This window comes from Acrocarpospora sp. B8E8 (assembly GCF_039871605.1).
Classification (GTDB): domain Bacteria; phylum Actinomycetota; class Actinomycetes; order Streptosporangiales; family Streptosporangiaceae; genus Acrocarpospora; species Acrocarpospora macrocephala.
Window position 1 is genome coordinate 37,455 of record NZ_JBDPLV010000040.1, and the last position, 19,916, is coordinate 57,370.

At 68.7% G+C, this 19,916-nt stretch carries 19 protein-coding genes and 2 tRNA genes; 10 read left to right on the plus strand and 11 right to left on the minus strand.

All coding sequences use genetic code 11. The features are described from left to right. Window positions 1-3: 3 nt before the first annotated feature. Together ABGB08_RS32320 and hutH are read right to left on the minus strand one after the other, a co-directional pair. Window positions 4-996 carry a chorismate-binding protein gene (locus ABGB08_RS32320; protein WP_347597925.1) on the minus strand — a complete coding sequence of 331 codons (993 nt, stop codon included), beginning with the start codon at window positions 994-996 and terminating at the stop codon, window positions 4-6. Between the two features lie 57 nt (window positions 997-1,053). Continuing rightward, on the minus strand, window positions 1,054-2,589 hold the full coding sequence (gene hutH / locus ABGB08_RS32325; RefSeq protein ID WP_347597928.1) for a histidine ammonia-lyase: 1,536 nt from the start codon (window positions 2,587-2,589) through the stop codon (window positions 1,054-1,056). A gap of 123 nt (window positions 2,590-2,712) precedes the next feature. On the opposite strand from hutH, the gene ABGB08_RS32330 reads away from it, so the two are divergent. From ABGB08_RS32330 to ABGB08_RS32375, 10 genes are all read left to right on the plus strand, one after another. Further along, window positions 2,713-2,784, plus strand: a tRNA-Gly gene (locus tag ABGB08_RS32330). A gap of 10 nt (window positions 2,785-2,794) precedes the next feature. Next, window positions 2,795-2,866: transfer RNA gene (locus ABGB08_RS32335), tRNA-Val, on the plus strand. Window positions 2,867-3,406: 540 nt separating this feature from the next. Continuing rightward, the gene (locus tag ABGB08_RS32340; protein WP_347597931.1) at window positions 3,407-4,186 is read left to right on the plus strand and encodes a hypothetical protein; all 780 of its coding nucleotides are present in this window, start codon (window positions 3,407-3,409) and stop codon (window positions 4,184-4,186) included. A gap of 262 nt (window positions 4,187-4,448) precedes the next feature. Then, window positions 4,449-4,724, plus strand: coding sequence for a hypothetical protein (locus ABGB08_RS32345; protein WP_347597934.1), 276 nt, complete (start codon window positions 4,449-4,451; stop codon window positions 4,722-4,724). A gap of 566 nt (window positions 4,725-5,290) precedes the next feature. After that, on the plus strand, window positions 5,291-6,526 hold the full coding sequence (locus ABGB08_RS32350; RefSeq protein ID WP_347597937.1) for an FAD/NAD(P)-binding oxidoreductase: 1,236 nt from the start codon (window positions 5,291-5,293) through the stop codon (window positions 6,524-6,526). Window positions 6,527-6,557: 31 nt separating this feature from the next. Next, complete coding sequence (locus tag ABGB08_RS32355; RefSeq protein WP_347597940.1) at window positions 6,558-6,875, plus strand: TusE/DsrC/DsvC family sulfur relay protein; 318 nt, start codon at window positions 6,558-6,560, stop codon at window positions 6,873-6,875. Between the two features lie 46 nt (window positions 6,876-6,921). Further along, entirely contained in the window at window positions 6,922-7,389 is a 468-nt protein-coding gene (locus ABGB08_RS32360) for a DsrE/DsrF/DrsH-like family protein (protein WP_347597943.1), read from the plus strand. A gap of 120 nt (window positions 7,390-7,509) precedes the next feature. Then, window positions 7,510-8,079 carry an aminotransferase class V-fold PLP-dependent enzyme gene (locus ABGB08_RS32365; RefSeq protein WP_347597946.1) on the plus strand — a complete coding sequence of 190 codons (570 nt, stop codon included), beginning with the start codon at window positions 7,510-7,512 and terminating at the stop codon, window positions 8,077-8,079. A gap of 295 nt (window positions 8,080-8,374) precedes the next feature. Then, on the plus strand, window positions 8,375-8,764 hold the full coding sequence (locus ABGB08_RS32370) for a DUF302 domain-containing protein (RefSeq protein WP_347597949.1): 390 nt from the start codon (window positions 8,375-8,377) through the stop codon (window positions 8,762-8,764). Between the two features lie 114 nt (window positions 8,765-8,878). Then, complete coding sequence (locus ABGB08_RS32375; protein ID WP_347597952.1) at window positions 8,879-9,520, plus strand: DUF2202 domain-containing protein; 642 nt, start codon at window positions 8,879-8,881, stop codon at window positions 9,518-9,520. 372 nt (window positions 9,521-9,892) lie between these two features. On the opposite strand, the gene ABGB08_RS32380 is transcribed toward ABGB08_RS32375, so the two are convergent. The 9 genes from ABGB08_RS32380 to ABGB08_RS32420 all read right to left on the minus strand — a co-directional run bounded on the left by ABGB08_RS32380 (window position 9,893) and on the right by ABGB08_RS32420 (window position 19,915). After that, window positions 9,893-11,275: a HAMP domain-containing sensor histidine kinase gene (locus ABGB08_RS32380; protein ID WP_347597955.1), complete on the minus strand. Its 1,383-nt coding sequence runs from the start codon at window positions 11,273-11,275 to the stop codon at window positions 9,893-9,895. After that, on the minus strand, window positions 11,265-11,936 hold the full coding sequence (locus ABGB08_RS32385; protein WP_347597958.1) for a response regulator transcription factor: 672 nt from the start codon (window positions 11,934-11,936) through the stop codon (window positions 11,265-11,267). Before ABGB08_RS32385 ends, ABGB08_RS32380 begins: the two co-directional genes overlap by 11 nt. A gap of 337 nt (window positions 11,937-12,273) precedes the next feature. Further along, entirely contained in the window at window positions 12,274-13,038 is a 765-nt protein-coding gene (locus ABGB08_RS32390) for a sulfite exporter TauE/SafE family protein (RefSeq protein WP_347597961.1), read from the minus strand. Beyond that, window positions 13,035-13,625: a rhodanese-like domain-containing protein gene (locus tag ABGB08_RS32395; RefSeq protein ID WP_347597964.1), complete on the minus strand. Its 591-nt coding sequence runs from the start codon at window positions 13,623-13,625 to the stop codon at window positions 13,035-13,037. Before ABGB08_RS32395 ends, ABGB08_RS32390 begins: the two co-directional genes overlap by 4 nt. A 78-nt stretch (window positions 13,626-13,703) precedes the next feature. Then, window positions 13,704-15,044 carry a rhodanese-like domain-containing protein gene (locus ABGB08_RS32400; protein WP_347597967.1) on the minus strand — a complete coding sequence of 447 codons (1,341 nt, stop codon included), beginning with the start codon at window positions 15,042-15,044 and terminating at the stop codon, window positions 13,704-13,706. A gap of 341 nt (window positions 15,045-15,385) precedes the next feature. Beyond that, on the minus strand, window positions 15,386-15,655 hold the full coding sequence (locus tag ABGB08_RS32405) for a metal-sensitive transcriptional regulator (protein ID WP_347597970.1): 270 nt from the start codon (window positions 15,653-15,655) through the stop codon (window positions 15,386-15,388). A gap of 398 nt (window positions 15,656-16,053) precedes the next feature. Then, entirely contained in the window at window positions 16,054-17,670 is a 1,617-nt protein-coding gene (locus ABGB08_RS32410; protein WP_347597973.1) for an NAD(P)-binding protein, read from the minus strand. A 17-nt stretch (window positions 17,671-17,687) separates the two neighbouring features. After that, window positions 17,688-18,677, minus strand: a complete 990-nt coding sequence (locus ABGB08_RS32415; RefSeq protein WP_347598095.1) for a thiamine pyrophosphate-dependent enzyme — start codon at window positions 18,675-18,677, stop codon at window positions 17,688-17,690. 2 nt (window positions 18,678-18,679) lie between these two features. Next, window positions 18,680-19,915 carry a transketolase C-terminal domain-containing protein gene (locus ABGB08_RS32420; RefSeq protein WP_347597976.1) on the minus strand — a complete coding sequence of 412 codons (1,236 nt, stop codon included), beginning with the start codon at window positions 19,913-19,915 and terminating at the stop codon, window positions 18,680-18,682. Between the last annotated feature and the right edge of the window lies 1 nt (window position 19,916).

The following is a 19,916-nucleotide window of genomic DNA, read 5'->3' on the forward strand; positions in this document are numbered from 1 at the left end:
TACCTAACCTCCAAAGGACGCCAGACCGATGAGCCGTTCGGCCTTCAGTTCGGTTTCCCGCCACTCAAGCCGGGGATCGGAGCCCCAGGTTATGCCCGCTCCGGTGCCGAAATGGATCTCTTCGCCGGAGATCCAGAAGGTGCGGATGCCAACGGCCAGCGCCGCTTCGCGCCGATCGGCATCCACCCAGCCCACCGCCCCACAGTAGGGCCCGCGCGGCTCTGGTTCGAGCCGATTGATGATGCGAAGCGCCGAAGACTTGGGGGCCCCGGTGACGGAACCGGGCGGAAAGGTCGCGCCGAACAGCTGCGGCCAGCCCGCGGTGGTACGCGCCCGGACGGTCGAGACAAGATGCACGAGACCGGGATGTTCCTCGACTTCGCACAGCGCGGGAACGCTGACGGTTCCGACCTCGGCGACCCGGCCGAGATCGTTGCGCACCAGGTCGACGATCATCACATTCTCGGCGTAGTCCTTTTCGAGAAGGTCGTCCGGGGTCACGCCGGTGCCTTTGATCGGGCGTGACTCAACTATGTCGCCATTTTTACCGAGATAGAGCTCCGGGGAGGCGGAGATCACGGCCAGGCCGGGGACGCTGATCACGGCCTCGTACGGGGCGGGGTTGCCCTCGGCCAGGCGGACGGCGAGGGCAAGGGGGTCCTGCGGGCCTTCGAGGGGGGCGGACATGATTCGGCAGAGGTTGGCCTGGTAGACCTCACCTCGTTCGATCTCGTCGCGAATCTCCTGGGCGGCGTGCTCGTAGCCCTTCTGGTCGAGGGAGGAACGCCAGGAATCCTGGGCAGGTCCTCGCCAGGGGCGGGTGGGCGTGGGGAGCGGGGAAGGCCGTACCTGGTCGAAGCGGGCGCAGGTGACCTTGCCCTCGAAATCCACGACGACCGCCCACCAGCCCTCGGAGTCCAACGCCGCGAGGTCGGTGGTCACATCCCGCAGGCCGACGGCCAGCCGGCCGCCGATATGGGCGAATGCGTCGTGCATCCCCCCATTCTCCCAGCCCTCCGCCCCTGGCGGCATTCGGCTCAGCGTCCCGAAATTTCAGGACAACTGGCCGGTTGCGGCCTCGACTGCCGCGACGAGGGATCCGTCCGCGACTAGCCGTACCATCGCCTCGATCTCGGGCGCGAGGAACCGGTCCGGCCCCGGCCCCGAGACGGACTCGCGCAGCAGCGCCACGACCGCGCCCGTCCCCGCCGCCGGCCGGTACGGCTGCCGCAACTCGATCGCCCGCGCCGCGGTCAGCACCTCGACGGCGAGCACCCGGGTGAGCCCGTCGATCGCCCGCCGCAGCTTCCGCCCCGCCGACCACCCCATCGACACATGATCTTCCTGCATGGCCGAACTCGGAATCGAGTCCACACTCGCCGGAACGGCCAGCCGCTTGAGCTCGGAAACGATCGCCGCCTGGGTGTATTGGGCGATCATGTGCCCCGAGTCCACTCCCGGGTCGTCCGCCAGAAACGCCGGAAGCCCATGGTTCCGCGCCACATCGAGCATCCGGTCGGTACGCCTTTCGGACATGGAAGCCACATCCGCCACCGCGATGGCCAGGAAATCGAGGACATATCCCACCGGCGCACCATGGAAGTTCCCGTTGGACTCCACCCGCCCGTCCGCGAGCACGACCGGATTGTCGATCGCGCTGGCCAGCTCCCGCTCCGCCACCGCCGCCGCGTGCGCGACCGTGTCCCGCGCGGCCCCCGCCACCTGGGGCGCGCACCGCAACGAGTAGGCGTCCTGCACCCGCGTGCAGGTCCCGTCCCGATGCGACTCCATGATTCCCGAACCGCTCAGCAACCGCCGCAGATTGCCCGCGCTCGCCGCCTGCCCCGGATGCGGGCGCAACGCCTGCAGATCAGCCGAGAACACCCGATCGGTCCCCAGCAGCCCTTCCACGCTCATCGCCGCGCTGATGTCCGCGACCTTCAGCAACCGGGTCAGGTCCTCGATGGCGAGGACCAGCATCCCCAGCATCCCGTCGGTCCCGTTGATCAGCGCGAGCCCTTCCTTGGCCGCCAGCTCGACCGGCTCGATCCCGGCCCGCTTGAGCGCCTCGGGCGCGTCCATGAGCACACCATCCGCATCCCGGACGACCCCCTCCCCCATGATCGTCAACGCCACGTGGGAAAGCGGAGCGAGGTCCCCGGAACAGCCCAGACTGCCGTACTCATGCACAACCGGCGTGATCCCCGCGTTGAGCAGGCTCTCCAGCACCCGCGCCGTCTTCGGCCGGATCCCCGTATGCCCCGACGCCAGCGTCCTGAGCCGCAACAACATCAGCGCCCGCGTGACCTCGTCCTCGACCTCGGCCCCCGACCCCGCCGCATGCGACCGCACCAGGCTCCGCTGCAACTGCGCCCGCAGCCCCGGATCGATATGCCTGGTCGCCAGCGCCCCGAACCCGGTCGAAACCCCATAGGCCGGAGTATCTCCCTCAGCGAGCTCCTCGATCCTCCCCCGCGAGGCGAACATCTCCGCGACGGCCACCTCACTCAGCCGCACCCCGGCCCCGTACCTGGCCACCCGCACGACATCCGCAAAGCCCAACGGCCCAGGCCCAACCTCAACGTCCATAATCACCCTCCGGAGGTAACCATCGTCAAGCATGGTAGCTCCTTACACGACAATTGATTTGGGGAGTCAGCCAGGATTCGCTAGTGTTCTCTCCGTGAGCCGGGCCCCGCCCGGCAAGATCACGCGGAAGTGGCTCAGTGGTAGAGCATCACCTTGCCAAGGTGAGGGTCGCGGGTTCGAATCCCGTCTTCCGCTCGCAGTCCCCGGACGATTAGCTCAGCGGGAGAGCGCTTCCCTGACACGGAAGAGGTCACTGGTTCAATCCCAGTATCGTCCACCCAAGAAACCCCAGGCCAACGGCCTGGGGTTTGCCGTTTCCAAGATTGTTGATCATGGAATCGGGAGCAAATCGGGAGCACACTGCTCCACCATGATCGAGACCGCTACCCGACTCGGTAGTGGTCACCGGGTAGTGGTCGGGGAGCAACCGGGAGCAGGGGTGCTCCACCACCCAGGACCGATGCAGATGAACCATCTGATGATCCAGACCACCCGGGCTGGAATGTCGCGGTTCCTCCGCCTCGGCTCGCTCTTCTAGATCTGTCCCGGTAGCAGCGGGCGCGCGACCTATGGGGCTCAAGAACTCGAATCACTTCCAGCGCAGAGCCCTTCGTCTGGTGGGACGGAAGAGTTGAGGGGTGCCGAGCGGCTGGTCCGGGCCCCTGGGATCATGTTTCGTGATCTTATCCACGGTGTACGCCGTCACCTGGCGCCTGCTGTCTTGCCCGCACTGCTGTTACGGAGCGATATCTCCAAGGAGGCGGAACTGCTGATGCTTCGGCATCAAAACGCGGTCCTACGCCGTCAGGTCCCGCGAGTGCGGTACGAACCAGCCGACCGCTTGTGGTTGGCGGCGCTCTCGCAGCTGATACCCCGCCGCCTATGGGAGAAGATCTTCCCGATCACGCCGACCACCCTTCTGGCCTGGCACCGCAAGTTCGTGGCGAAGAAGTGGGACTACAGCAAGCATCGCCGTCCCGGACGCCCGCCCACCGCGGCTGCGGTCAAGGTCCTCATCCTGCGCATGGCCGCGGAGAACCCGAGATGGGGCCACCGGCGCATTCACGGTGAACTGACCCGCCTGGGACACGCGATCGCCGCCTCGACCGTCTGGAACATCCTGAACCGGGCCGGAATCGACCCCGCCCCGCGCCGCGGCGGCCCAACGTGGAAGCAGTTCCTGACCGCCCAGGCCGAGCACATCGTCGCCGTCGACTTCCTGCACGTGGACACCGTCAACCTCAAACGCCTCCACGCCCTGGTCATGCTCGAACACGGCAGCCGCCGTACCCATCTGCTCGGCGTCACCGCCAACCCCACGGGCCAATGGGCTACCCAAGCCACCCGCAACTTCCTTATGAACTCCGCCACCAACGCGACGGACGTGAAGTTCTTGATTCGCGATCGTGCCGGCCAGTTCACCGGTGCCTTCGACGCGGTGTTCGCCGACGCCGGCCTTCGAGTCCTCAAGAGCCCACCGCAAGCCCCGAAAGCGAACGCACACTGCGAAAGGATCATCGGCACCCTACGCCGCGAAGTCCTCGACCGCATGCTCATCCTCAACGAGCACCATCTACACCGGACACTCACCCGCTAACTGCAGCACTACAACACGGCCCGACCTCACCGCGGCATCGGACAGTTATCCCCATCGCAAGCCGAAACCGGACCGCCAACCCCAATCGACCTGGCCAACCACCGAGTCCATCGCAGAGCGATCCTCGGCGGACTTATCAACGAGCACCAGATCGCCAGCTGACACCACCGAGAACCGGCAGGTTAGACATCACATCCTATTCCTGAGCCCCACAGAATCAGCCCAGTCCCGCCAGGGCCGCTACACCGAGATCTCCGACAACATGCGGGCAAAGAGGTGCGAATCAGCGAGACCCGAACGGTTCGTGATCTGCCGCAACCCCCAAGCCGCAGAGCGGGACAAGCACATACGCGAGCAGCTCGTCGCCCAACTGCAGCAGCTGATCGACGGCACCGACCCGTTGTCGGACTTCAAGCGGGGTGAGCCGCACGGGAAGATCGCGGGCAGGCCCGGCCTGAACCGCCACAGCGACACCTGCCGGGAAGCTCCGCCTCGATACCGTGAAATCAAAGCCGAGGAGAACATCGACGGCGAGTAGCTGCTTCGCTGCAGCGCCCCCACCTGCCCGCCGAGGACATTGCCCTGGGCTACAGGCAGCTCCTGGAGGTCGAACGAGGCTGGCAGGACATGAAACAGATCATCGACCTGCGGCCGGTCTATCACCGGCTCAAAGAACGCATCCACGCCCACGTCATCCTCTGCTGGCCCGCCCTGCTCCTGATCAGTCTCGTCGAGACAGCACCGGCAGCATCTGGCAGACGGCTCGCCGTGAACTCGACCGGCTCCACGCAGGCACCTTCACCGGCCTTGCAGGCCTGTACCGGCAGACCACCAACCTCACCAAGCCACAACGCGACCCGCTCGCCAAGCTCGGCATCCCTGCCCCAAGCAGGTCATCGACCTCCAGCCCGCCCCCCGCTGACCAGGCCGAACAGCACCGCCTAAAGAAACGCTCTCCAGGCGGCCTCACCCACGAACCCGGGCCACTGAAAGTGCCTATTGCTTGCGAGTCCCACTTCCACCATCGCGATCGTGGGCTTTGGTGCCGGTAAGTAGGGTCCAAAGCCACTAAGGGCCGTGAGCGTAACGGGTCACTGTGGAGTCATGCGGAAGCGGATTGTGATTTTGGGCGCGGGCACCGGCGGAACATTGACGGCCAACCGCCTGCGACGCCTGTACAGCGAGCAGGAGGCGGAGATCGTCGTCGTCGACCAGGACGACGACCATGTATACCAGCCGGGCCTGCTGTTCGTGCCGTTCGGGCTCGCCGATCCGGATGAGATCGTCCGTCCCCGGCACCGCCAGCTTGACGACGGGATCACGTTCCACCGCGCGGCCGTCGATCGCGTCGATCTCGCCGCCGACGTGGTGCGCCTGGCGGACGGGGCGGCGCTCGGCTACGACGTCCTGGTCGTCGCCACCGGCTCGGTACTGGCTCTGGACGAGACCGAAGGGCTGACCGATCCGGGATGGATGGACAAGGTCTTCACCTTCTACGACCGTGAGGGTGCGGCCGGCCTGCGGAACGCGCTGGAGCGCTTCGACGGGGGGCGCCTTGTGGTCAACGTGGTCGACATGCCGATCAAGTGCCCGGTCGCCCCGCTGGAGTTCTGCTTCCTGGCCGACTGGTACTTCCGGCAGCGGGGGATCCGCGACCGGGTCGAGCTGACCTACGTGACCCCGCTGGACGCGGCCTTCACCAAGCCGGTGGCGGCCAAGACGCTCGGCGGCCTGCTGCAGAGCAAGGGCATCGAGCTGGTGACCGAATTCAACACTGGCACCGTCGCGGCGGACCGCCTGATCTCCTACGACGAACGCGAGGTCCCCTTCGACCTGGCGGTGGTCATCCCGCCGCACGCCGGCGCCGCTTACGTTGGCCGCTCCGCGGGCCTGGGCGACGAGCTGGGGTTCGTGCCCGTGGACGAGCACACCCTGCAGTCCAAGGCCAAGCGGAACGTGTTCGCCATCGGCGACGCGGCTGGCGTGCCCACCTCCAAGGCCGGTTCGGTCACGCACTTCGAGGGCGAGGTGCTGGTGGAGAACATCCGCCGCCTTCTGGACGGCCGGCCGCTGGAGGCGTCCTTCGACGGGCACACCAACTGCTTCATCGAGACCGGTTTCGGCAAGGCACTGCTGATCGACTTCAACTACGACACCGAGCCGCTGCCCGGCCACTACCCGGCGGCGGTGGGGCTGCCGCTGCTCAAGCAGTCACGCCTGAACCACCTCGGCAAGCTCATGTTCCAGTGGTTCTACTGGCACGGCCTGCTCCCCGGCCGCGACATCCCCGGTATCGGCTCGGCGATGCCCGAGCACGGTAAGAACCGCCGGTCCGCGTGACCAGCCCCGCACACCAAGGAAGGTGCCGACCATGACCACCACAACCTACGCCGGGACGCCCGTCGCCCTCAACGACGAGGGGTTCTTCCAGGACCCCGCCCAGTGGACCGAGGACATGGCGACCGAGATCGCCGAGGCTCAGGGGATCGACGAGCTCACACCGCGGCACTGGCAGGTCATCCACTTCGTCCGGGCCGAGTTCGCGGCCAAGGGCACCGGCCCCACCGTGCGGGCCCTGGGCAAGACGTCCGGGGTGTCGGTCAAGGAGCTGTACCAGCTGTTCCCCAAAGGCCCGGCGAAGATCGCCGCCAAGATCGCGGGCATCCCCAAGCCGCACGGCTGCATCTGAGCGACCTCGCACCGCCCCGGCGCCATTCACCAAGGAGGGTCTCGTCATGGGCGAGAGCATCGAAAAGGTCTCGATCATCGTTTCCAAAGGATCTCTGGAAGGCATCTACCCGGCTCTGATCATGGCCAACGGCGCCCGGGCCGAAGGCATCGAGGCCAACCTGTTCTTCACTTTCTTCGGCCTGGACGCCGTCGCCAAGAAGTACCACGAGCACATCAAGGTCGCCACCGTCGGCAACCCCGGACTGCACCTGGCCACGCTCCTCGGCGGACTGCCCGGAATGCCGAGCCTGATGACCCGTTACCTCGAACGCAAGATGGACAAGCTCGACATCCCCTCCATCCCCGAGTTCATCGAGATGATCGCCGACACCGGCGCCGGCCTGTACGCCTGCAAGGCCTCGGTCGACCTGTTCGACATGGACAAGGACGACCTCGTCCCCCAGGTCCAGGACATCATCACCGTCGGCGACTTCTACGCCCTGGCCGCCGGCGGCCAGATCATCTACACCTGACCACCGGCGAGAAAGCAAGCCACGACATGGCGACGCGAGAAGCCGGCCCTGCGCGGGCCGCCGACGGCCGCCGGGCGCCGACCTCACCCCTGGTGGAGCGCATCCGGCTCCGGCACCGGGTTGCAGACGACCAGGTTGCGCGAGCAGGCCCGTGCGATCGTCCACCAGGCGGTCGGCGGCGGCCCCGACGACCTGGTCATCTTCTGTGGATCCGGCGCCACCGCCGCGATCAACAAGCTCATCGGCATCCTGGAGCTGCGGATCCCTCGCGGCCTGGCCGACCGGTACCGGCTGCTCGACCGGATTCCGCCGGAGGAGCGGCCGGTGGTGTTCGTCGGCCCGTACGAGCACCACTCCAACGAGTTGCCCTGGCGCGAGTCCATCGCCGAGGTCGTCGTCATCAGCGAGGACCACGACGGCCACATCGATCTGCCCGAGCTGGAGGCGCAGCTCGTCCGGCACGCCGGCCGCCCGCTGCTCATCGGCAGCTTCTCGGCGGCCTCGAACGTGACCGGCATCCTCCGCAGACCTGTGCCCGCGTCGGCGAGGAGGCCCTGGCCGGCTACCTCGACCGGGCCCGCACTCTTCTGGACGGCAGGCCCGACGAGATCGACGACCGCCATCCGGGACTCCCCGACGACTTCGAAAGGTTGCTGGTTCCACCTGCCTCGCATCTGCCTGACCTCCTGATTCCGGCGGCGGACACGCACCACGACGAGCCCCGGCTCCTCATACCGAGTTGAGGAAGGGGGTTCGGCCGAGCCGCACATGCCGCCTATACCCCCTGGGGTATAATGAACGCGTGCGATGAGGGGAGTTCACCTTGCGTCAGGAAGCCGTCCGGCTACCGCCTCGAAGTGCTGGGCGACACCGAATACCTGCGGGGACGGCGGGCCGGAGAGGAAACCGAACCGGTTCAGACGAGCACCGCGTCAACGGCCTCGCAGGCACCACAGGTACAACGACGAGATCTGGGGAGAAGACCATGGACTACGGCATGACCGTCAAGCTGCCGACACCGTTCGCCGACGCCGTGAAGCAGGTCCGAGCGGCCCTCAAGGAGCAGGGTTTCGGCGTGCTCACTGAGATCGACGTGCGGGCCACCTTGCGGGAGAAGATCGGCGCGGAAATGGAGGACTATCTCATCCTCGGCGCCTGCAATCCTGCGCTGGCCCACCGGGCTCTGCAGGCCGACCGGCGGATCGGCCTGCTGCTCCCCTGCAACGTGGTCGTACGCGTGGAGGGAGAGGAGACGATCGTCGAGGTGCTCGACGCGCAGGTCATGGTCTCCGTGGCGGGCGAGCCGACGCTCCAGTCCGTCGCCGACGAAGCCACCCGGAGACTGACTCTCGCGCTCGACGCACTGCGTCCCTGACCCGGGTCGCCAGCAGGTCTCCACGGCATCTCCACATGCGCCACACGGCGCCTGCGTGCCGACGATGGAGTGTGAAGGGGACAGCAAAAGAACAAGGAGACTCCAGGAGGAGTCATGAAGCGCACGCAGAAGATTGCCCTCGCCCTCGCGGCCGGAGCGGTCACCGGTGGCGCGTTGATCGCCGGACCGGCCGTCGCGGCCTTCGACAACGGATACTTCTCGGGAGGCACGTCGCAGAGCCGGCAGTGGGGCCCGGGCGGCGGGATGGGTGGCGGGATCGGCGGCTGCTACCTGTCGGACATCTCGACAGTGCCTAGCGGGACGCTGACCAGCGCCCAGAAGACCGCCCTCGCGTCGATGGCCGAGGAGGAGAAGCTCGCCCACGACCTCTACACCGCCTTCGCTGGCCGCTACGACAGCCCTGTCTTCAACCGCGTCGCCACCGCTGAGACCCAGCACCTGGCCGCCGTCCGGACGCTGCTGTCGCGCTACCAGCTCGCCGACCTCACGGCGGGCAAGGCGCAGGGCAAGTTCGCCACCGCCCCGGTCCAGGCCACCTATGACCGGCTGCTCGCTCAGGGCAAGACGAGCGAGCAGGCGGCGTTGCGGGTCGGCCAGACCGTGGAGAAGGACGACATCGCGGCCCTGAAGAAGGCCCTGACCGGACTCGACGCCCCCGACGTGCAGCGCGTCTACACCCAGCTGCTGAACGCGTCGCGGATGCACCAGGTCGCCTTCGAACGCTGGATCAGCTGAGCACCCGAGGAACCGGAGGCCGGGCGCCTCCGGTTCCTCGCTCGGTCGTGCCAGCGACGCCGAGCCGCCGAGCTGGTGGCTGAAACTTATAGATCAAGACAAATGCATCGGCTGCCACGCGTGTACCACCGCGTGCAAGTCCGAGAACGAGGTGCTCTCTCGGTCACCCGCACCTATGTCAAGAGCGTCGACTGTCAAGTGCGTCGACGTGGGGGTGTTCCCGCAGGCCAGGCGCGCCTACCAGGTGACCCGCCGCAACCAGCGCGACGAGCTGACCATCGCCGACAAACACCGGCGGCACGCAGCACTGTCCGGTGGTCACCGCCCGGGACAAGATGCTGCTGACCGAGTTCGACCACGACCTACAGATGGTCATAGCGCGTTGCGACGGCCGGCCGGGGGCGTGCTCGATGGCAGGTGGATGGCGAAGGCCAGGCCGCCGGCCGCCCTCGGGGTGGCCGTCACCGTGCCGTGGTGGGCGGTGATCAGTTCGCGCACCACGGCCAGCCCGATGCCCGAACCGGCGATGCCGGTGCTGGCCGGGCCGCGCCAGAGCCGGTCGAAGATGTGGGGCAGGTCCTCGGCGGGGACTCCGGGGCCGGTGTCGGCGACCTCCACGGTGGCCTGGCCGCCGGCGGCGCCGACGGTGACCATGACCGTGTCGCCGGGGCGGCAGTAGCGGGCGGCGTTGTCCAGCAGGTTGCCGACGGCCTGGTGCAGTCGGTCGGGATCGGCCTGCACGGTGACGCCTTCGGCCAGGTCGGCACGCATGTCGAGGCCGGCCGCCCGAAGCCGCGGCTCCCTGCTCCTGAGCACCGTCGCGGCGAGTTCGGCCAGGTCCACCTCGCACCGATGCAGCGACAGGGCCGCCGATTCGGCGGCCGACAGCTCGGCGAGGTCGCCGACGATCCGGCCCAGCCGCAGCGTCTGGTCGTGCAGGGCGGCCAGACGGTCCGGATCGGGCGCGGAAAGCCCGTCGCGAAGCTCCTCCAGCCCTGCCTGGAGCGCGCTGAGCGGGGTGCGCAGCTCGTGGGCGACGTCAGCGGCCAGGTGTCTTCGTGATCGCTCGGCCTGGGCGACCCGGCCAGCCATCTCGTCGAAGGCGCGCCCCAGCTCTCCCAGCTCTCCCGGGCCGGTCACCCCGGTGCGGGCGGCGCGGTCCCCGGCGGCGAAGGCATGGGCGGCGCGAGTCACACCGGAGAGCGGCCTGGTCAGCCTGCGGGTCACCAGCAGGCTCGCCGCCGACGCGACCGCCAGCGCAGCCAGGGCCGCTGCGGCGATCCACCCCCAGGCCACGCTGCGCGCCGCCTGGGTCGTCGGTGTGCCGAACCGCAACTGCGCCCATCCCACCGTGACGCCATCGACGATCACCGCGGCCATCGTGGCGCCCACCCCGGAGTGCATGCCGGGCCCTGTCATCCCGTCCTGCGGGAAGGCGCCTCCGGGGGAGAGGACCACCTGCTCGTTCCGGTCCAGGACGAACAGCCGGGCGTCGGCGCCCGCCGCGATGGCGCGCGCCGGTCCGAGATCGGCTGAGACCCAACCGCCCGCCGAAGTGTAGGCGGCCCCGGCCGCCGCGGCGGTCGCGCGCGCGGCCTCCGCCCGGTCGGCCTCGCGTGCCGCGGTGATCCCGCGGTCGGTGCCGACCAGCGCCGCGAGGCTAAGCAGGACCACCGACGAGAGGGCGACCAGCAGGAACGCCGCCAGCAGCCGCCAGCCCAGCGGTCCGAGACCGGCCGGCCGTTCAACGGTCACGGCCGACTCCCAGCCGGTAGCCCACGCCGAGGACGGTCTGAACGATGTCGGCCCCGGACAGGCCGAGCTTGTGGCGCAGATTCTTCACGTGCGAATCGATCGTGCGCTCGTAGCCGGCGAACTCGTATCCCCTGACCCGGTTGATCAGCTCATAGCGGGAGAAGACCCGACCGGGAATCGAGGCCAGGGCGGTGAGCAGCCCCCATTCGGTCAGTGTGAGATCGAGCCGGTCCCCGTCCAAGCTGGCCTCATGCCGGGCCTCGTCGATGAGCAGCCGGCCGCCGCTGTAGGAGGCGGCCTTGGCCGGGCCGGCGTCGCCGCAGGTTCGGTTCAGCACCGCCTGCACCCGCAGCGTCACCTCCATCGGGCTGAACGGCTTGACCACGTAGTCGTCGGCGCCGAGTTCGAGCCCGTAGATCCGATCCTCGACCGCGCTGCGCGCCGTCAGCACCACCACCGGCACCCGCCCCTCGCCGCGCGCGGCGCGCAGCACCTCAGTACCGTCGACATCTGGCAGCCCCAGATCGAGCACGGCCAGATCGATACCGCCCGCGTCTATCAGGCGCAGCGCCTCGGCTCCCGAACCGGTCGTCACCACTCCGTACCCGGCTCGCTCCAGGTAACGGCGCAGCAGTTCCCGGATGTCCTTCTCATCCTCCACGACTATCACTGTCCTAGCCACAACCCATATGTAACGCCTGGCGAGAAGGGGCAGGAAGGGACGAAAGCCCTGTCGTGCCAGGACTCCGGCCCATCCGGTGCAGGGGGGCCGGCGGGCGGCACCCATCGCTCTCGCGCTCGGGGAGCGCCGGCGGGCGATCGAAGGGCCGGGGACGTACGTCAACTACTCCGACGTCCTCGTGGAACGCTGGCGGAGAGGAGAACCTGTCTCGGCAGGTGGTGGGGCGGAGGAGGCTGGTGCGCGACCATCAAGCGCTGAAATGAGCAAGACCGGCAGCCGGACGGGCACTGCTCCCTTGCCGGAGGCGCTCTGCCGTTCACATGAGCGCGGGGATCTGCTGGGCGAGGACGAACACCCCCATGGCTAGGACGAACCAGCCGAAGGCCCGGCGTAGCCGGTCAGGGTTGAGGTGACCGGCCAGCCGTCCGCCTATCAGGCCGCCGATGACGGCGGCCACGGTCACGATCGCCGCCAGACGCCAGTCGATGGTGACGGAGTGCAGGTAGCCGAACAGCCCGGCCAGCGACTTCATCGCGATGACCAGTAGGGAGGTGCCGACGGCGGCGGCCATCGGCATGCCGCCGAGCAGTACCAGGGCGGGCACGACCAGGAAGCCGCCGCCGGCCCCGACGAGTCCGGTGACGATGCCGACGATGACGCCTTCGATGAGGATTTTGCCGATCGGGAGGTCGGCATGCGTCGTGGCGGTTGTGCGGTGGCGGCCCTTGATCATGGCGGTGGCGGTGAGCACCATCATGACGGCGAATCCGCCGATCAGGAGGGCTTCGGGCAGGAGCGGGCCGATCAGGCCTCCGGTGTAGGCGCCGGCCATCCCTGCGGCGCCGAACAGCAGTCCGGTGCGCCAGCGGACCCGGCCGGCGCGGGCGTGGGAGATGAGGCTGCCGGCGCTGGTGGCGGCGACCACCAGCAGCGACATCGCGATGGCGGTCTTGCCGGGCACGCCGGCGATGTACATCAGCATGGGCACCATGAGGATGGAGCCACCGCCGCCGAACAGGCCGAGGGTGACGCCGACCACGACGGCGGCGAGCACCGTCGCGATGAGGGCCGTGGTGATCACGCTGCGGTCTCACTGCCGCGCAGCCGGGTGATGGCGGCGTCGATGTCGAAGCGGGGGCCGCGGTTGTAGGGCAGCTTGGCCAGGGCCATGCCCATCGCGCAGGTGTTGGTCACGGCGGCGATCGTCAGCCCGGCTCCGATGAACCCGGCGATGAATCGAGCCGGGGCCCACCAGATGCTGGCCAGGACCGAGACGGCCACGATGCTTCCGGCCACCAGCCGCACCTGCCGCTCCAGTCCCCAGCGGACCCGGCCACCGGCGGTGGAGGTGGTGGGGGCGCCGGCGGCGGTCCAGGCGTTCATCCCGCCGTCCAGCACCACCACGCCCGCCAGGCCCTCGCGGGTCAGAGCGGTGCGCGCCTGGGTGGCGCGGCTACCGGACTGGCAGATCAGCAGCATCGTCCCGCCAGCGTCGCTGACGATGCGGCGCAGGTGCCTGTCCACCTGGTCCAGAGGAAGGTTGATGGCGCCGGGGATGTGGGCGGAGGCGAACTCGCCGGGAGTGCGGACGTCGACGACGAGCACGTCGGGGTTGGCCGAGATCAAAGCGCGGGCACTGGGCACATCGACGTTGGTCTTGACGGTCATGGAGAGGAAGGTTCCTGTTCTTCAGCGCATGGTGGATGGGTCGAAAGCGGTTGAGGGGACGGCGGATACCCGCCGGGGTCAGGCGGCGGCCTGGTGCCCGATCAGGTCGGCGACACCGGCGCTGTTCAGCACGACCGGCTGGTGGCCGGCGGCCAGCAGAAGGGACGCGGCGATGGCAGCCCGGCGGCCGGCACCGCAGGCGACCAGGACCGGGCGGGATGCGTCCAACTCGACGGGGATGCCTTCGGTGATCAGGTCGGGCACGAAACGGTGGATTCCTTCGGGCAGCGCGGCGGCGGCGTGCTCGCTGGGCATCCGCACATCCAGCAGCTGGGCGCCGGGCTGGGCCAAGCGGGCGGCGAAGGTGTCCAGGTCCAGCAGCTCGAAGGTCTGGTCGGCGGCCGGTCCGAGGTCGGTGATGACACCGCGCACGGTGTCGATGCCGATCTGGGCGAGCTGGGTGAGAGCCTCGGTGACGTCCTGGCTTGGATCGGCGACCAGCACCAGGGGGCTCTGGTAGGGCACCAGCCAGCCGGCCCAGCTGCCGAAGTCGATGTCCAGCTCGATCCCGATCGAGCCAGGGAGCAGGCCGGTGGCCTGCCGGGCGCGCGGGCGGATGTCCACCACGCGGGTGCTCTCGGGCTGGTCGGCCAGATCCTGGACGGTCAGGGCGGGCACCCTCAGTGAGGGCATCGGCGGCACGCCCAGGGTGTTGGCCGGGCCCATGTACTGGTAGAACGCCGGGATCGGCATCGGCGCGGCGAGCAGCTCGTCGGCGAACTTCTCGGCGTCGCCGATGGCCAGCAGCGGGTTCTCCGCGGTTTCGGTGCCGATGGTGGAGGTGTAGCGGCCGACGCCGCTGGAGGTGCAGAACGATCCCTCGCCGTGGGTGGGCAACAGCTCCACCCCGCCGGGCAGGCCGGCCAGCCGGTGCAGCGAGATGTACTGCAGCTTGGCGAGCGTGCGGGCCCGCGGCATGCCGAGCAGGTCGGGACGGCCGGCGGAGGACACCAGCAGGCTGCCGCCGGAGAACACCGCGACCGGCTCGCCGTCGATGAGGACCAGGTAGCTGGTGTGCTCGGGCGTGTGGCCGGGGGTGTGGATCGGGCGGATGCTCAGCCCTCGCTCGCCGGAGATGTCCTCCATGTGGAACGCCGGGATATGGGGGTAGGCCGCGGCGGCGGCTGCGGGCAGCACCAGCTGCGCGCCGGTGGCCAGCGCGGCCTGCTCGCCGCCGGAGACGTAGTCGTTGTGCAGGTGGGTCTCCAGCACGAACCGCAGTTCCACGTCGAGCTCGGCGGCCCTGGTCAGGAAGCGGTCAATGTCACGTTGGGGGTCGACCAGGACGCCGTGGCCCTGGTGGGTGAGCAGGTGGCTCTGATCTCCCAAGCCGGGGGTGTGAAAAGAGATGATCTCCATTAGTGATCCTTTCGGCCATATACCCTACCCCGTAGGGTATGTCTCGGGCCAATGTGTGCCATGGTCTGAAGCGATGTTCACGGAACTTCAGCCGGCTACGCGCCGGGTGGCACCGAGTTCGGCGCCACCTGGCGGTTCCGGTGCCGGATGCGGGGAGCCACGTCATCCCGGGTGTGCGGGCGGATCCCGATCGCGTCCGCGCGCCGTGCTCTCGGGCGATTAGGGCAGGTGGTGCGACGCGCTAGCGATGTTCGGCGCGCCCTGGGCGCATGCGGAGCCGATCGGCGCTGACCACATGAGCGTGAGTCGCCGAAGCGGGACTCCGGTCCTGGCCGGGTGGTTCAGGCGAGCGCCAGAAACAGCTTCTCCAACTCCTCCACGCTCATCGGCGCCTCCTCCCCACGCGCCTGCGCGTCCTGGCAGTGGCGTAATCCGCTGGCCACGATCTTGAAGCCGGCCCGATCGAGTGCCTTGGACACGGCCGCCAACTGGGTGAGCACCTTGGTGCAGTCTTCGCCGGCCTCGATCATCGCGATCACACCGCCCAACTGCCCGTAGGCCCGGCGCAACCGGAGCGCCGCGTCACCGACCATCGACTCGTTCATCTCCATGCCACTCACTATACCCTGGGGGGTACCCAGCGGCAAACGGCCGCATCCTTGACCCCATCCCCCGGCTCCGCGCGCAGGCACCATCGGCCGGGGCCGTACCAGGTGCAGTGCGCTGGAATTGACCGCCAGCCCCCGCCCAGAGGCGCTCCTGCGAGAACGGCCGAGCTGGTAATAGCGCCGGCGGTGATCGAGATCATTTCTGCCCGCCGCGTCTCGGTATGGCGGGTACCTTCAGCCTGGCGCATGCCGCCCGGACGGCTTCGTGCGCGAGCACGCGGTAGGCGGCGCTCACCACATCCAGCGGAAGCCCGCAGCAGCGTTGTTCTCCATGTACGGCAGGAAGTGCTGCACGCTGATGACATCGCGGGCTCTGCCTTCAGGACCAAGACCCCTGGCGGTCAAGTCTGTTCAGGTTCCATGGTGATGGCGCCGCAGGGGCATTCGGCGGCGCACAGCCCGCAGCCTTTGCAGTAGTCGTAGTCGATGGCGTAGCGCTCGCCGGGGCCGAGCTTGATGACGGCGTTGTCGGGGCAGACGCCGTAGCAGTTGTCGCATTCGAAGCAGTTGCCGCACGACAGGCAGCGACGGGCCTCGAATAGCGCCGTGGACTCGTCCAGTCCGCCCTGCACCTCGTCGAAGGTGGAGGTGCGGCGGGCGAGTTCCAGAGTCGGACGGACCGTGGCGGGGGCGTCGCTGTAGTACCAGGGGTTCAGGATGTCGAAGGCCGCTGGTGCGGGCCGTGGCGCGGGCCCGTAGGTCGTGCCGCGCAGCCAGGCGTCGATGTGCCGGGCGGCGTTCTTGCCGTGGCCGACGGCGACGGTGACGGTGCGTTCCGAGGGGACCATGTCGCCGCCGGCGAACACGCCGGGATAGCCCGTCATCAGGTTGGCGCCGACCTTCACCACGCCGTCCTCCACCTCGACGCCGGGCAGGCCCCGCAGGAGGGTCAGGTCGGCCTGTTGGCCAAGGGCGAGGACCACGGTGTCGGCGGCCAGTTCCTCGAACTCGCCGGTGGGCTGGGGGAAGCCGGTTTCGTCCAGGCACATCTTCTCGATGGTGATGCTCCCGCCGTCGGCGTGGGCGATGGTGGACAGCCACTTCATCGTCACGCCCTCTTCGATGGCCTCCTCGACCTCGAAGTCATGGGCGGGCATGCGGTCGCGGGTGCGGCGGTAGACCACGACCGTTTCGGTGGCACCCAGCCTCCGGGCGGTGCGGGCGGTGTCCATGGCGGTGTTCCCGCCGCCGTACACCACGACCCTGCGGCCGAGCATCGGCACTCCGCCCTCCATGCCGCGCAGCACCGAGACCGCGTCCAGGATGCGGGCGGCGTCTCCGGCGGGGATGTACGCACGCCGGCCGATGTGCGCCCCGACCGCCAGGAACGCGGCGTCGAAGTGCCGCATGGCGGCCGGCAGGTTCTTGACCGTGTGGCCGAGCTCGAGGGTCACGCCCATGTCGAGGATGCGCTGGATCTCGGCGGACAGGATGGTACGTGGCAGCCGGTAGCGGGGGATCCCGAAGCGCATCATGCCCCCTGCGTACGCGCCGGAGTCCATGACGGTGACGGCGTGGCCCAGCAAGGTCAGCTGGTACGCCGCTGACAAGCCCGCAGGTCCGGCCCCGACCACCATGACCCGCTTGCCGGTCGGTTCGGTGGTTACGGGGACCGTCCAGCCGCGCCGGATCGCCTCGTCGCCGAGGAATCGCTCGACCGAGTTGATGCCGACGGCCTCGTCGAGCTGGGCGCGATTGCAGGAGGTCTCGCAAGGGTGGTAGCAGACCCTCCCCATGATCGCGGGGAACGGGTTGTCGGCCATGATCTCGCGCCAGGCGCGCTCGTAGGAGCCGTCCTCGGCCAGGTACAGCCATCGCTGCACGTTCTCCCCGGCCGGGCACGCCTGCGCGCACGGCGGCAGGCGGTCGACGTAGACGGGGCGTTCGGTGCGCCAGGCACCGGTCTTGTTGGCCTTGCTCGAACCCACGGCCAAGGTGATCGCGAACGGCTTGTCCATTTCAATCCCACCAATCCTCAGTCCACCAGTCCGAAGCGGCGGATGTTGCGGTCGGCCATCGCCTGGATGCGGGCGATGACATCGGTGCGGGGCGGGTCGCCGAACAGGTGGGCATAGCGCCTCTGCAGCCGCAGGTAGTCCTCCACCGGCACCTGGTGACGGATCTTCACCACATCGGTGACCTCGCCGTGCTCGGCCTCGAAGACCGGGAACAGGCCGGACTCCTTAGCCAGCCGCGCCACCCGGATGGTGTCGCAGGACGCGCTGCCCCAGCCCAGCGGACAGGGCACCATGACGTGGATGTAGCGGGCGCCACGGAACTCCATCGCCTTCCGCACCTTGCACTCCAGGTCGCGGAGCTCGGCGACGGTCGCGGTCGCCACGTACGAGATCTCGTGGGCCATGGCGATCAGCGGCACGTTCTTGCCCTGGCCGAACACGTTGCCCGGCTCGGGACCGACCGCCTGGGTGGTCATGGTGCGCGCGGCCGGCGGGGTGGCGCCGGAGCGCTGCACCCCGGTGTTCATGTAGGCCTCGTTGTCGTAACAGATGTACAGCACGTCGTCGTTACGCTCGAACATGCCGGACAGGCACGCGAAGCCGATGTCGACGGTGCCGCCGTCGCCGCCCTGGCCGACCACCCGGACGTCGGTGCGGCCCTTGGCCTTCATCGCCGCCGCCACTCCGGTGGCCACGGCGGGCGCGTTGCCGAACAGCGAGTGGATCCACGGGATCCGCCAGGACGTCTCCGGGTAGGGCGTGGAGAACACTTCCAGGCATCCGGTGGCGTTCACGGCGATTACCTGGCCATCGGTGGCGCGCATGGCCGCGTCCAGGGCGTACCGTGCGCCGAGCGCCTCGCCGCAGCCCTGGCAGGCCCGGTGGCCCAAGGTCAGCGAGTTGGTGCGGTCGGCGGTGGATTGCACAGATCGCTGTCCGGGGTCCAGGAGCCGGTTGCCGGCCGCGTAGCTGCCGATCTGGTAGAACTTGATCTGCTGTGCGGGCATGGTCACACCACTCCTCCAGCCGCCAGGTCACGCAGCATGTTCTCGGCGCTCGGCCCGGAACGCCTGGTCCGCTGGGCGCGCCGCAGCTCACGCTCGATCAGGTCCTGGTTGAGGTCGAGGAAGGTCAGCGGGTGGAGCCGGTCGGCCGTGGCGTCTGCGACCAGGCGGTGCAGGGACGCCTTGGTGATCGGCCGGCCGCCCAGTCCCGCGATCACCGTATAGCCGTGCAGGTGGATGCCCGACAGGGCCATCCGCACGTTGGCGGACACGATTCCGCCGATGCCGACGGCCAGCGCCTTCTCCAGCACCACGACGCGCTTGGCGTGGCCCAGCGCCTGCCGTACGGCGTCCAGGGGAAAGGGGCGGAACGAGGTGATGCCGACCACGCCGATCTTCACGCCGCGGTCGCGCTGCTCGTCCACCACATCCTTGATCGTTCCCAGGACCGAGCCGAGTGCGACGACGATCGTCTCCGCGTCCTCGGTGCGGTAGGTGCGGATAAGACCGCCAGAGACCCGGCCGAACGCCTTCTCGAAGTCGATCGCGATCAGGGGGATGAGCTCGAGTGCCGCCATCTGCCGGGCGTGCGCGAGATAGCGCACCTCGGTGAACGCCTCCGGGCCGACCATGGCGCCGATCGAGACCGGCTCGGCCGGGTCGAGCACCTGGCGCGGGACGAAGGGCGGCAGAAACGCGTCGACCTGCTCCTGCGAGGGCAGGTCCACGCGTTCGTAGGCGTGCGTGAGGATGAAGCCGTCCATGCACACCATTACCGGCAGCGACAGCTCCTCGGCGATCTTGAAGGCCTGGATGTGCAGGTCGGCCGCCTCCTGGTTGGTCTCGGCGTACAGCTGGATCCAGCCGGAGTCGCGCTGGGACATGGCGTCGCTGTGGTCGTTCCAGATGTTGATCGGTGCCCCGATCGCCCGGTTGGCCACCGTCATCACGATCGGCAGGCCGAGGCCGGAGGCGTTGTAGAGGGCCTCGACCATGTACAGCAGGCCCTGGCTGGCGGTGGCGGTGTAGGCGCGGGCGCCGGCCGCGGAAGCGCCGATCGCCACCGACATCGCCGCGAACTCCGACTCCACGTTGACGAACTCGCACGGCGCCAGCCGCCCCGACTTCACCAGGGCGCTGAGCGCCTCGACGATGTGCGTCTGCGGGGAGATCGGGTACGCGCAGATCACCTCGGGACGGCAGAACCCCACCGTCTCCGCGACGGCCTGAGAGCCCTCCATC

Excerpts from the sequence above, each read along its gene's own strand:
- ABGB08_RS32360 (WP_347597943.1), top strand. The coding sequence starts at position 6,922 with ATGGGCGAGAGCATCGAAAAGGTCTCGATCATCGTTTCCAAAGGATCT.
- ABGB08_RS32345 (WP_347597934.1), top strand. The coding sequence starts at position 4,449 with ATGCGGGCAAAGAGGTGCGAATCAGCGAGACCCGAACGGTTCGTGATC.
- ABGB08_RS32405 (WP_347597970.1), bottom strand. The coding sequence starts at position 15,655 with ATGGAGATGAACGAGTCGATGGTCGGTGACGCGGCGCTCCGGTTGCGC.
- ABGB08_RS32370 (WP_347597949.1), top strand. The coding sequence starts at position 8,375 with ATGGACTACGGCATGACCGTCAAGCTGCCGACACCGTTCGCCGACGCC.
- ABGB08_RS32415 (WP_347598095.1), bottom strand. The coding sequence starts at position 18,677 with ATGCCCGCACAGCAGATCAAGTTCTACCAGATCGGCAGCTACGCGGCC.
- ABGB08_RS32400 (WP_347597967.1), bottom strand. The coding sequence starts at position 15,044 with ATGGAGATCATCTCTTTTCACACCCCCGGCTTGGGAGATCAGAGCCAC.
- ABGB08_RS32355 (WP_347597940.1), top strand. The coding sequence starts at position 6,558 with ATGACCACCACAACCTACGCCGGGACGCCCGTCGCCCTCAACGACGAG.
- ABGB08_RS32350 (WP_347597937.1), top strand. The coding sequence starts at position 5,291 with ATGCGGAAGCGGATTGTGATTTTGGGCGCGGGCACCGGCGGAACATTG.
- ABGB08_RS32375 (WP_347597952.1), top strand. The coding sequence starts at position 8,879 with ATGAAGCGCACGCAGAAGATTGCCCTCGCCCTCGCGGCCGGAGCGGTC.
- ABGB08_RS32395 (WP_347597964.1), bottom strand. The coding sequence starts at position 13,625 with ATGACCGTCAAGACCAACGTCGATGTGCCCAGTGCCCGCGCTTTGATC.
- ABGB08_RS32410 (WP_347597973.1), bottom strand. The coding sequence starts at position 17,670 with ATGGACAAGCCGTTCGCGATCACCTTGGCCGTGGGTTCGAGCAAGGCC.
- ABGB08_RS32320 (WP_347597925.1), bottom strand. The coding sequence starts at position 996 with ATGCACGACGCATTCGCCCATATCGGCGGCCGGCTGGCCGTCGGCCTG.
- hutH (WP_347597928.1), bottom strand. The coding sequence starts at position 2,589 with ATGGACGTTGAGGTTGGGCCTGGGCCGTTGGGCTTTGCGGATGTCGTG.
- ABGB08_RS32420 (WP_347597976.1), bottom strand. The coding sequence starts at position 19,915 with ATGGAGGGCTCTCAGGCCGTCGCGGAGACGGTGGGGTTCTGCCGTCCC.